Source organism: Sporosarcina sp. P26b (assembly GCF_002743245.1).
In the GTDB taxonomy this organism is placed as follows: Bacteria; Bacillota; Bacilli; order Bacillales_A; family Planococcaceae; genus Sporosarcina; species Sporosarcina ureae_C.
The window spans coordinates 25,047-36,333 of the sequence record NZ_PDYW01000024.1 but is presented as its reverse complement, the minus strand read 5'-3'; the positions used below and the strand labels follow the sequence as shown (position 1 = coordinate 36,333).

The following is an 11,287-nucleotide window of genomic DNA, read 5'->3' as shown; positions in this document are numbered from 1 at the left end:
GTATGGTATTCTCAAGTTGTGCCACTATAAAACTTCCTCTCATTGTTTGTCTCGTAACTTCAATGATACACGAAATTTTATAGTGGCATTTTTTTATTTGAATTTAGATGGCTAACTTGATTGTACAATTGGCCGTTTATAAAAATGCTGCTAAACGTCTCAGAAATATAAAGAAAAAGCATCAATGAAATCGATTATTATTTCATTGATGCTTTTTTATGTAAGTATAAAGCTTGGCTTACTTCACAAACGCCCCAGATAGCGGTACAACTTCTAATCAACCTTATAGATTTCAACCCATTCTATTCATCATCTTTCTTAACGAGCTTTTTTAGGGTTGTGTTGATATTAATAAGAGCGATGAGGATAAAACCAAGCATTATAAAAGTTACAATCTCACCTGTAAAAAAGCAACAATACCCAAAATCAACGCATATAACGAGTACATTCAGTTGTTCATAAAATCCTATCTTTCCTACAAAATGGCCCGTTTGCGGCACATTGATTTCATTATACCTTACATTCATCAGTATATAAACACTTCAATATATTCGAATTAATTAGCCGGACTAGAAAAAGGGTAATTTACTGAAATATCGACATTGAACTATTTTATTTCCAAGACTTTTGATACTTTCAAAATAAACTCTTATAATACAGGGAACACGTTTAATCGAAAGAGGTCGGGAATATGGTCATTATAATTCCTTTTAAAACTAGACCCCGATTAGAAACAGAAAAAGCGGTTAAAGTTATGCGTAATTGGGAAGCTCATTTAGAAGGGGAAGAAGCGAATTGGAATAATGTATTTGCTAGAGAAGAAAAAGAAGAGCCCTTGTCACAAGAAGAAGTTAACTGGCTTAATAATTGGCTTCGTGAAGAAAAATAATAAACGTGGAAGTTATTCATTAAAAGCGGAGCTATTTATGTGTTTAATATGTTTTGGAAAACTTCAAAACAAAGAATGCAATTTGAAACCATATTTATTTAGCAGCTGATTGCCGAATATTTTAGGAAGATATTAGCATAAAAAAGCGTTTACTCTGTCAAAAGAGTAAACGGCTAAAATGCACAATAAAATGATTATGCACAAATTATACACAAGCATTGCCGGAAGTGTTGTACCTAAAGTATCTATAGGCGATAAAAGAAACCGGCCTCGGGTATCATCAAAAGAACATAGCATATGCTGTGTTATTTTTTATATTCCAGTAAAAAGGTAAGAGCGCGTTGCCTGTTTGAATGATCGTGCAGCAGCCACAGAGGGCTCATATACTGGATTGATATACTATAATCCAGGAACAACGATACAGGCCAATGCGTAGATGCTGACACACGAGCGGTGTGTATAACGAGAATCAAACGTAACAAATTAATATAATGTGATTTGAATTGTATAGTAGTATGAGGAAGTTCTATATCTATACTTTACAAAATGGCTTTAAACATCCTTCGATATTCAGTGATTGAATTACAACAACTTTCTTATTTTAATTAATCGAGTTTGCTAGTAAAGTGTAAAGAAGTACTTTATTCATTTCCTTTATTGAATGCTTTAAGTGTTTCGTAATCCTTAACTGTATCGACATCGAAAACTAGTCTTTTGTCGTTACAATTTAGAAGCTTTCCTTGTTGGAGAAAGTCACCTTTTAAAATTGCTCGCGCTCCCTTATCTCCGCGTAACTTTAAAAGTTCAGGGTACATGTAGGCAGAAAATAGAACGGGGGGCATAGTGACTTGTTTGGATGTAGTGGCTACAAATCTGCAGTCGGGCTTTTCACTCATACAAGTAATCATTTCAGAAAGCATTTGAACCGTTATAAATGGTTGGTCGGCTAGCATGACGAGTACACCATCAGCATGTCGTTCTTGTGCGTGTTGAATACCGCAGTGCAAGGATTCAGATTGGCCTTCATTTGAAGTAGGACATTGAATGATTGTGCATTTAGCGTTGGATTTCATATGTGAAGGAATCCATTCTGTGTCATCTGTGTCTTTAGTAATTACAAAAATTTCATCCAGTGGAGAATTTAATGCAGTTTCCAGTGCCAAGCTACCGAGAGACATAGTACCAACAGGCAATGCTAATTTATGAGTACCCATCCGTGTGCTATTTCCGGCAGCTAGATAAATGCCAATGATTTTCATATCATTTTTCCTCTTCTCACAGCAATGAGTTCCGCTACGATACTTACAGCAATTTCTTCAGGTCCATCCGCTCCAATCGATAGTCCTACTGGTGAATGAACACTATTTGGAAGTCCTCCATCAAATAGGCGTTTCGTTCTTTTTTTTGACCCTAATATGCCAAAATACAACAACTTGCGTTCAAGCAAATACCGTCCGATTTCAAAGTCTAATTGAAAATCATGTGTCATGAGGATCACTGAATCCAACGAGCTGAATTTAATATTTGATAGCAGTTTTTTAACGTCGCCAATTTGAATAGAAGCTGCAGTGGGAAAGTGCATTTCGTTACAAATATTGCTACGCCAATCCAAGAGATGAACGGCATAGCCGATATTCCCTGAAAGCTGAGCAAGTGGTCTTGCGTCGAGGCCCGCTCCAATTATATAAAGATGGGGTTGTGGCCAAATAAGTTGGAAATATACCATTTCTTCACCAAAGTTCATTTGTTTAGCTATTCTTTGGTAGGGGATAACGTCAATAAAATTTAGCATAATATTTGATTGTATTTTGCCAAATCGTTTTCCATCTGAGGTTATACAGCCGTACTGGTTAATGTCTGTCATTGATTGAAGAAAGTATGCAGGTTCATGGGCTTGCATCTGCTTGTGTAGGATATCAAGGACTCCTCGGAAATCCTCATCAATGTCGCGTATCCATACAGTGACAACACCGTTACATCCTGCACCACGTCCCCATCCAAGGTCGTCCTCAGAACTTAAATCATATTGGACAGTAGTTGCTTTGCCTGTCCTAAACAATTGCGTCGCATGACTATGTAAATCATTTTCTAAACAACCACCACTTATCATTCCGATCTGTACACCGCTCTCTTGAATAAGCATCCACGTACCTTCCTTTCGATAAGAGGATCCTTCCACATTAACTATTATTGCAAGTGCAGCGGGTTGAGTGTCAGCCAAGACCGTTTCGATTATTTGCTGCATAGATTTCAACTTTTCACCTTCATCCTTTTAAATCACCTTATCCATTACGTAATCCTATTATTCATTTTTAAAATATCATCCCCACATTATAAATTGTGTTTGTATTGGTTAGAATACGGTAGATCAATACTATTTCTAGGGGGATACATGTGGATACTTACTTACTTCCGGTTATCATCGGAATTATTTTTGGCTTTATTGCACGAATGCTATTGTTACGCACGGACTTTCGGCAATATCCAACCTATCCTACTGGAAGGATTATTCATCTCTCATTTGGTTTTATATCTGCTTTCATCGGTGCTGTAGCAATTCCTGCTGTTCTAGAATCTGATTGGACTGCGGTTACATTTCTAGGCCTTGCAGCGACTCAGTTCCGGGAAGTGAGGAAAATGGAAAGGGAATCACTTGAGAAAATAGATGAATTCGAACTTGTGAAGCGCGGAGCACCTTTTGTCGAAGGGATGGCTCAGGCGTTTGAAAGCAGAAATTATTTAGTAATGTTCACGGCACTTGTCACTACATTGTGCGCCGTATTTTCATTTTGGATAGGTATTATCGGTGGAATTATTATGCTGATTGTTGTGAAGTTCAATATGTCAGGTAAGTTTTTGAGTGATATCGCAGATGTTAAAGAAGCGGCAATCCGCTTTGAAGGGCCAACGCTTTTCGTTGACGATATATTAATTAAAAATGTGGGATTAGAGGATACGAGAAAAATCATCACTGAACAAGCAGTGGGTGCAATCGTTACACCGAAAAATCAAAACAGTATTGTTACATTGTCTTTCCTAGGACAACGACAGGCGATGCTACATCATGTGGCAACTATTCTAGGGAGCTATCTTGACTCAGGTGAACCAGCGTTAATTCCACTTACGAAAAGAGATATGGCAGACGGTCGAATTGCATTGTTTTTCTTGCCACGAGAAAAAGAATTTAATCAGATTAAAGCAGTGTTAGACAAAGTTCCGATTCTGGATAGTGCAATTCGGATGCCTAAGGAAGCCGATAAGGACAACACATAAAATAATAGTGTTATTTATGGATTTTGTATTTGGAGGTTGAGTAAATTGGAAAATCAACACGCGGAAATTGTTGCAGTTATTACGACGAAGCCCGAAGTAATTCAAGGGGGAGGAGCGCCTGTTTTCATTGTGATAGATGAAATGGAATTACAAGAAATAAGCATGACGATTGAGAAAATTATGGATGCTTCAGCACATGAAGTGAACAAGGACACAGTCATTATAGTAGCTCGATAACTATAGTTCAGGAGGCGTTAAGTGAATGACGAATAAACCATGGTCCACAGTTGGGAAACCAGAACAACGGATTGATGCGGTGGAAAAATCGACAGGAAAAGTTAGGTATATAGGGGATTACTCAGCTCCTGGACTTATGCATGCCAAACTTGTGAAAAGCACACAAGCCCATGCCAGGATTATTTCCGTAGATACGACTGAAGCATGGAAAATGCCTGGTGTGCGTGCAATTGTTACTGGCAATATGTTTCCGTTCCATATAGGACCTATATTGGCGGACCGACCTCCATTGGCATTTGAGAAAGTCCGTTATTATGGTGAACCTGTGGCGATTATCGTAGCAGATCATGAACACCAGGCAAAACGTGCAACCGAGAAAGTTAAAGTTGTATATGAACCTTTACCTATTGTGAACTCCGTGCAACAAGCATTTCTAAAAGATGCGCCACTTGTACATGACAACGCTGAACAATACACGAAAATCATAAGCGATGTCTATCCAAAAGCGTCTACAAATATTGGGAGTCATATTAAAATTCGTAAAGGTGACTTTGATGCAGCTTGGGCAAATTGTGAGGAAACCATCACAGCGACTTATTCATTTAATCTTTCAGATCATGTCGCGATGGAAACGAGAAGTACGCGAGTTGAAATTAATCCAGCGGGCAAGGTCATTGTCCACTCCTGTAGTCAGTCACCATTTACAATCAAAAAAGTGCTCAACCAATTTTTTAATGTCGACGTTGGAGATATCCTCGTTCATATTCCGATGGTAGGTGGTGCGTTTGGTGGGAAGGGAACTGTTCAGTTAGAACCACTTGCTTATTTGGCTTCGAAAGCAGTTGGTGGAAAATTAGTGAAATTGGAGTTTGACCGAGAAGAAGATATGACAACAGCACCTTGTCGAATTGGCTTCGACGCAACCGTTCAGCTTGGGGTAACGAAAGAAGGGAAGTTGGTAGCGGGGAAATATACGTATTTACTTGATTCAGGTGCGTATTCTGATCAAGCCGCAGGAATTACAAGGGCGGCGGCACTTGATTGTACAGGTCCTTATAACATTCCAAATGTATGGTGTGACTCATATTGTATGTATACAAATCATCCTTTTGCGACTTCATTTAGGGGATATGGACATCCCGAGCTAACATTTGCAGTTGAACGAACAATGGATCAGCTAGCTGAGAAGTTACAAATGGATCCTCTTCAGTTTCGTATGATGAATGGTATTAAACCAGGAGATACAACTCCGACTCAAACCGTCTTGACAGCGAATAATATTGGCGATTTGGAGAAATGCATTAACCGTGCTAAAGAGTTAATCAAGTGGGATGAAGGACAAAAAGTTAAGAGTGGAAAGAACAAAGTGCGCGCGAAAGGGATTAGTACGTTTTGGAAAACTTCCACGACGGCTACAAATGCACAGGCAGGCGCCATTATTATTTTTGAAGCAGACGGTAGCGTGAATTTAAATTGTGCAGCGATAGAGTTAGGACAAGGAACTAAAACGATACTCGGACAAATTCTTGCAGAAAAGTTAGGCATGGACATGAATAAAGTTCATGTCACAATGGAAGTCAATACACAATACGACCCTCACCAATGGCGTACCGTTGCGAGCAGTTCAACTTTTTTAGCGGGAAGGGCTGTCGTATACGCTGCAGATCATGCAATTGCACAGTTAAAGAAAACAGCTGCCGTTGTGTTGCAATGTTCTCCTGATGACTTAGAAGTTGGCGGTGGAAGGGTGTACTTAAAGCCTGATCCTACATTTGGTGTGGATATTAAGGATATTTCCTTGGGTTATACGTATCCAAGTGGGCATTCAATAGAAGGACAAATTGTCGGTATCGGGAAACATATACAGCGACATTTAACGCCGATGGATCAACAAACCGGTTTTGGGAAGCCCGGACCGTGGTGGTCGGTTGGTGTACAAGCTGTAGAAATTGAATTAGACACAAGGGATTTTACGTATTCTATTTTAAAAGGCGTCACGGTCCTTGACGGAGGCACCATTATTAACCCGATGACAGCCACACAACAAATGCGTGGCGGCATGTATATGGGCTTGAGTTATGCGACAAGCGAAAAGTTTGTTTTTGATGATCAGGGAATTGTACAAAACTCAGACCTTCGGGGCTATCCAATGTTGCGCTATGGTGAACAACCGACAGAATATCATGTGGATTTTATCGAAAGCCCAGCAATTGATGGACCTTTTGGTGCCCGTGGAATAGGTGAATATGGCGTTATTGGAGCACCCGCATGTTTGGCAAACAGTCTTTCCATTGCAACTGATGTGGAGTTAAATGAATTACCACTTACACCAGAATCCATTTGGCAAAAGAAGAAGGAGGGAACTAAATGATTTCTTTTGATTTTACGTACTTTAAACCTTCTTCCGTTACGGAAATAATAGATATGTACAACGAGGTTCATGAACAAGGTGAAAAGGCCTTGTTCATATCGGGTGGCACTGAATTTATTACCTTTGCCCGTACGAACAAGATTTATGCAGATGCGATCATTGATAGTAAAGGAATTCCTGAATGTAATGTGTTGGAAATGCGTGGCGGTGATTTACTAATTGGAGCAGCGGTTTCATTAAATAAAATTACGGATTCCAACCTATTTCCGTTTCTAGGGGCTACTGTGGAACAAATCGCAGATCACACCTCGCGAAACAAAATTACAATAGGTGGGAATATTAATAGTGAATTGATATATAAGGAAAGTATTTTACCACTTTTGCTAGTAGATGCGAAAGTAAAAGTTTTGAAGGGGACTGATGAAAGAGTTGTCTCCTTACAGTCCCTATTTGATAGGAAAATAAAACTGTCTCCAGGGGAATTACTTCTTCAAATTATTATTGATTCATCCTATATCGATCTACCGTATATAAGTCTAAAAAGGACAAAATTTTCGAAAGTAGGTTATCCTGTCGTATCGGTAGCAGCAATTTTGAAGGGAAACCGATTACGTATTGCTTTTAGCGGTGTGTGTAATTATCCTTTCAGATCTAGTGAAATAGAGACGATCATAAATGATTTAACCATCCCTGTTATGGATAGAATAGACAAAGTCATGGACAATCTGCCTTCAAGTATCGTGGATGATCTCCAAGGTTCTAGAGAGTATAGGGCATTTGTGTTAAAAAATGTGTTGCTAGATGTCATAGAAGAAATGGAGATGGGCGAATGAATAAGCAAAACACAGCATCTAAAGCTTTTATTCATTTACATGTGAACGGGGAAACACAGGAAGTGGCTGTTCGAAACGCGGATACTTTGCTGTCTACTTTAAGGGAAAAGCTTGGATTAACAGGCGCCAAACAGTCGTGTGAAAATGGGGATTGCGGGGCATGCACGGTACTTATTAACGGAGAACCTAGCCATTCATGCCTATCATTAGCAGTTGAAGTTGTTGATTTACCAATCACAACAATTGAAGGACTATTAGATTCGCCTGTTCGAGAAGCTTTTGTTGATAAATGGGCGATTCAATGCGGGTTTTGTACACCCGGTTTTATCGTCAATTGTCATGCGTTACTGACCGACCATCCAAATGCGAATGAAGAAATCGTAGAGAAGTGGTTACAATCCAATATTTGCAGATGTACAGGATATCAAGAAATTAAAGATGCAGTGAATTCATTGATTGGATCAAATGATCATTCCATAAATAAAACACATCCAGGACTTTCAAAATAGAAAGTTCTGGATGTGTTTTTTACCCTTTTTTAAAGCTTTGATTTCCGCTGTTAAGTGATTGAATGAGCTGAAGTGTTTGTGCGGCTTGTTCAATTTGTTGTTGTACTTGTTCTAGTTGCTGTTGTTCAGCAGTTGTAGATTGTGTAATGGAGATGCCTTGCATATAATTTAGCTGCTGAACTGCTTGTTGGAGTTGTTGTTGTGCTTGTTGTAACGTTGCCAAGTCTGACATAGAGGACATTTGCTGAAGTGATTGTACCGCCTGTTGCATCGCTTGCAACGCCATCTTCTTTTTTGTATCGAATTGTTGTTCTACTAGCGATTGGTTATCCTTCAATTGTTGTTGCTGCTGTTTCATTTGTTGTTCTTTATAGCTTTGACCTTGCGGCTTGTTTGACATAGTCATGACTCCTCATCCCAATTATTTATTTCACTTTAGTCTACCCAAATTTAAAGTATTTATAAGGATGACACTTCAAGAAATGCTGAATCACTATTCTCCAGATTATTTCTGGGCTAGCTAGATCGCACCTCTTTTTTATCATGACAAAATATAAAAATACCTGCTGTCTGTCAAAATGACAGGCAGCAGGCCATAGAGGAGAAATATGAAAGGGTGTTACTCAGTAAGGGTTCATTGCCATGGACGTGGTTGGTAATGGGTCATTGGTCAATGTGTAAAGGGTAACAAGTAATGGGTTTAGCAAGTTTGTGTTCATATTCCCCACTCTACGCCTCAAAAAGGAGTCTCACCTTTTTGAGGTTAAAAGTAGTTAGCGCCATCGAAGTCGAGAACGATTGTATAGTTTTTCATGTTGATACGATTCGATAATTGATGCGCTGCTTTTTCAGCTTGTTGTGCTTTCAATCGATATTCTTCTGGATCAAACAATGCTACACGATAAATCGTAGTCGATTCGGCAAAACCATATTGTATTTCTTCTTTACTCGCTAAAGAGAATTGTTTATAGTAAGAAGACTTTGCACGCAATTGGATAGCTAGTTCAATGGCTTCAACTAATGGCAGTTGTTGGTTTTCAAATTCTACTGTATTTGTGCTGTTTGCTACATAGATGAGATAATCTAGTTTGCGTTGATCTAGTCTAACTTGTTCCATCTCGGCTTCTACGTCTTGTAATGTTCGGCTAATTATTGGACGTGGTGCACCTTTTTCAATCGTTATGAAAGCCACTCGTTGGGCTTCTGTTTCGAGTTCACGTATTTGCTTGGATAGAATACTTTTTAATTTAATGCCTTCGGCTAATGTAATATTCATGATTCCACCTCTTTTGTTAGGATAAAGTTAGGATTTTGACTATCCACTACAGAACTATGATAGTCACCACCGTTTATGCTAGTGAACATTTTACCACAAGCTTCGACTAGTTGTTGAGCCTTTTCTTGTTCCAATGAAGGATGAATGAAAAGCAGTTGTATAATGTTTTCAGTTTCCTCAGTTACGGCCGTTCGTATAGAATCGACATATGGGCTACCAAATGGACTGTAACCGTCGCTTAGGAGTAAAATGTTTTCAAAGGTATTGAATTGATTATTCAATCCTTCGTAGCCGTCCTCAGCGCTGCCGACAGACAACAAAATATCTCCCGCTATTTTGTCAGCATCGTAAATAACTGTTGGGATTTCGTATTGCAGAGAAAAGAACGTGTTCAGATCTTCTGCACTATGGAAAGAAGAAGTATAGTGTCGATCTTTGATCTGCTGTAAGAGTAATTGAAGAGCTGGTGGCTTAGTCGAAAGGTCTGCACCAAGAGTTGTCCAGATGGATTGCCATTCTGCTAGACCTTTGAAATCTGCGAAGTCTTTGTCAAGTAGTTCGAAATATAATTGTTCTTGAAATAATTGTAGTCGTCCTTTTAGCATCTGAGGTGATGCAGAGACGATTGTTTTGTTATAATAGATTATGCCTAATTTAAAATCAGGGATTTTCGCGAATATAGAAGAATTAACAGTAAGTTGCATCAGTACCACCTGCTTGTAATTTTACTTCATCTTATCATAAGGGAGGCGGAGAATGGTGAATGTCGCTCAGTTACAGCAAGAAATACAAACGTTTGCGGCGTCCATTGGAATAGATAAAATTGGTTTTACGACGGCAGCTCCGTTTATGAAATTGAAAGATCGTCTGAAACAACAGCAACGATTGAACTATCAATCCGGTTTTGAAGAGCCGGATATAGAGAAACGAACAGAGCCTTTATTATTGCTAGATCAAGCAGAGAGTATTATAGCTATAGCCGTTGCGTACCCCTCAAAAATGTCAGATAGTCCCCGTGGGAAAAAAGGGGAACGTCGTGGTATGTTTTGCAGGGCTTCTTGGGGTGAAGATTATCATACCGTGTTGCGTGACAAACTAGCACAGCTTGAATTATTCATTCTTACTAAGGTACCAGATGCGCGACTTCGTTCCATGGTAGATACAGGAGAGCTTGTAGATCGTGCAGTAGCAGAACGTGCAGGCATCGGTTGGTCGGCTAAGAACTGTTCGATCATTACACCGGAGTTCGGATCTTATGTTTACTTGGGTGAGATGATTACGAATTTGCCGTTTGCACCAGATGAGCCGATGGAAGATCAGTGTCTAGATTGTAATTTATGCTTGGATGTCTGTCCGACAGGTGCACTTGTACAACCAGGACAATTAGATGCCCAGCGTTGCATTGCATTTTTGACACAAACAAAGAAACCTGTACCTGAAGAGTTTCGACATAAGATCGGGAATCGATTGTATGGATGTGATACGTGCCAAACGGTTTGTCCGAAAAACAAAGGAATGAATCACACACACCAGCTGGAATTCACACCTGAGCCGGAGCTTGTGAAACCTTTGCTGCTGTCACTATTGACCTTATCCAACCGACAGTTCAAAGAGCAGTATGGCTATATGTCAGGCTCTTGGCGCGGAAAGAATCCAATTCAGCGAAATGCATTGATTGCTTTGGCGCATTTTAAAGACGAAGCAGCGATACCTGAATTAACAAGATTGTTAAAAGAAGATCCGCGGCCGATGATTAGAGGAACAGCGGCATGGGCACTTGGTGAGATTGGAAAGATAGAAGCGCAAGAAGTGCTGACTGAAAGTTTGATTACGGAAGAAGATGAGTTTGTAGTAAGTGAAATTACACAAGCTATGGAACAGCTCCACATAAATTGAAAG

12 protein-coding genes are annotated in these 11,287 nt (G+C 39.5%); 7 read left to right on the top strand and 5 right to left on the bottom strand.

Features of this window, described 5'->3' with window-relative positions; translation table 11 throughout:
• The first annotated feature begins 691 nt into the window (after positions 1-691).
• Entirely contained in the window at positions 692-889 is a 198-nt protein-coding gene (locus CSV69_RS14280) for a hypothetical protein (protein WP_085427021.1), read from the top strand.
• Between the two features lie 641 nt (positions 890-1,530).
• Here the strand turns inward: CSV69_RS14280 and CSV69_RS14275 are convergent.
• The gene (locus tag CSV69_RS14275; protein WP_099693750.1) at positions 1,531-2,148 is read right to left on the bottom strand and encodes an NTP transferase domain-containing protein; all 618 of its coding nucleotides are present in this window, start codon (positions 2,146-2,148) and stop codon (positions 1,531-1,533) included.
• On the bottom strand, positions 2,145-3,134 hold the full coding sequence (locus CSV69_RS14270) for an XdhC family protein (RefSeq protein WP_143560837.1): 990 nt from the start codon (positions 3,132-3,134) through the stop codon (positions 2,145-2,147). Before CSV69_RS14270 ends, CSV69_RS14275 begins: the two co-directional genes overlap by 4 nt.
• 149 nt (positions 3,135-3,283) lie before the next feature.
• Between CSV69_RS14270 and CSV69_RS14265 the strand changes: the two genes are divergently transcribed.
• The 5 genes from CSV69_RS14265 to CSV69_RS14245 are packed head-to-tail and all read left to right on the top strand — an operon-like array spanning position 3,284 to position 8,112.
• Positions 3,284-4,162: a YIEGIA family protein gene (locus CSV69_RS14265; protein WP_099693748.1), complete on the top strand. Its 879-nt coding sequence runs from the start codon at positions 3,284-3,286 to the stop codon at positions 4,160-4,162.
• A 45-nt stretch (positions 4,163-4,207) separates the two neighbouring features.
• The gene (locus CSV69_RS14260) at positions 4,208-4,399 is read left to right on the top strand and encodes a capping complex subunit for YIEGIA (protein ID WP_099693747.1); all 192 of its coding nucleotides are present in this window, start codon (positions 4,208-4,210) and stop codon (positions 4,397-4,399) included.
• Positions 4,400-4,424: 25 nt separating this feature from the next.
• A complete protein-coding gene (locus CSV69_RS14255) occupies positions 4,425-6,770 on the top strand; it encodes a xanthine dehydrogenase family protein molybdopterin-binding subunit (RefSeq protein WP_099693746.1) in 2,346 nt (781 codons plus the stop codon).
• Positions 6,767-7,603 (top strand): FAD binding domain-containing protein, encoded by an 837-nt coding sequence (locus tag CSV69_RS14250; protein WP_099693745.1) that lies wholly within the window; start codon positions 6,767-6,769, stop codon positions 7,601-7,603. Before CSV69_RS14255 ends, CSV69_RS14250 begins: the two co-directional genes overlap by 4 nt.
• The gene (locus CSV69_RS14245; protein WP_099693744.1) at positions 7,600-8,112 is read left to right on the top strand and encodes a (2Fe-2S)-binding protein; all 513 of its coding nucleotides are present in this window, start codon (positions 7,600-7,602) and stop codon (positions 8,110-8,112) included. Before CSV69_RS14250 ends, CSV69_RS14245 begins: the two co-directional genes overlap by 4 nt.
• 19 nt (positions 8,113-8,131) lie before the next feature.
• On the opposite strand, the gene CSV69_RS14240 is transcribed toward CSV69_RS14245, so the two are convergent.
• The 3 genes from CSV69_RS14240 to CSV69_RS14230 form a co-directional block, all read right to left on the bottom strand.
• Complete coding sequence (locus CSV69_RS14240) at positions 8,132-8,512, bottom strand: hypothetical protein (RefSeq protein WP_233192403.1); 381 nt, start codon at positions 8,510-8,512, stop codon at positions 8,132-8,134.
• Between the two features lie 363 nt (positions 8,513-8,875).
• Positions 8,876-9,391 carry a hypothetical protein gene (locus CSV69_RS14235; RefSeq protein WP_099693742.1) on the bottom strand — a complete coding sequence of 172 codons (516 nt, stop codon included), beginning with the start codon at positions 9,389-9,391 and terminating at the stop codon, positions 8,876-8,878.
• Positions 9,385-10,092 carry a B3/B4 domain-containing protein gene (locus tag CSV69_RS14230; RefSeq protein ID WP_085427011.1) on the bottom strand — a complete coding sequence of 236 codons (708 nt, stop codon included), beginning with the start codon at positions 10,090-10,092 and terminating at the stop codon, positions 9,385-9,387. Before CSV69_RS14230 ends, CSV69_RS14235 begins: the two co-directional genes overlap by 7 nt.
• A 55-nt stretch (positions 10,093-10,147) precedes the next feature.
• On the opposite strand from CSV69_RS14230, the gene queG reads away from it, so the two are divergent.
• The gene (gene queG / locus CSV69_RS14225; protein WP_099693751.1) at positions 10,148-11,284 is read left to right on the top strand and encodes a tRNA epoxyqueuosine(34) reductase QueG; all 1,137 of its coding nucleotides are present in this window, start codon (positions 10,148-10,150) and stop codon (positions 11,282-11,284) included.
• The last annotated feature ends 3 nt before the right edge of the window (positions 11,285-11,287 follow it).

Bases quoted from the DNA above. Each gene is read 5' to 3' on its own strand.
- CSV69_RS14245 (WP_099693744.1), top strand. From the start codon at position 7,600: ATGAATAAGCAAAACACAGCATCTAAAGCTTTTATTCATTTACATGTG.
- CSV69_RS14240 (WP_233192403.1), bottom strand. From the start codon at position 8,512: ATGTCAAACAAGCCGCAAGGTCAAAGCTATAAAGAACAACAAATGAAA.
- CSV69_RS14255 (WP_099693746.1), top strand. From the start codon at position 4,425: ATGACGAATAAACCATGGTCCACAGTTGGGAAACCAGAACAACGGATT.
- CSV69_RS14250 (WP_099693745.1), top strand. From the start codon at position 6,767: ATGATTTCTTTTGATTTTACGTACTTTAAACCTTCTTCCGTTACGGAA.
- CSV69_RS14230 (WP_085427011.1), bottom strand. From the start codon at position 10,092: ATGCAACTTACTGTTAATTCTTCTATATTCGCGAAAATCCCTGATTTT.
- CSV69_RS14280 (WP_085427021.1), top strand. From the start codon at position 692: ATGGTCATTATAATTCCTTTTAAAACTAGACCCCGATTAGAAACAGAA.
- CSV69_RS14275 (WP_099693750.1), bottom strand. From the start codon at position 2,148: ATGAAAATCATTGGCATTTATCTAGCTGCCGGAAATAGCACACGGATG.
- CSV69_RS14270 (WP_143560837.1), bottom strand. From the start codon at position 3,134: ATGCAGCAAATAATCGAAACGGTCTTGGCTGACACTCAACCCGCTGCA.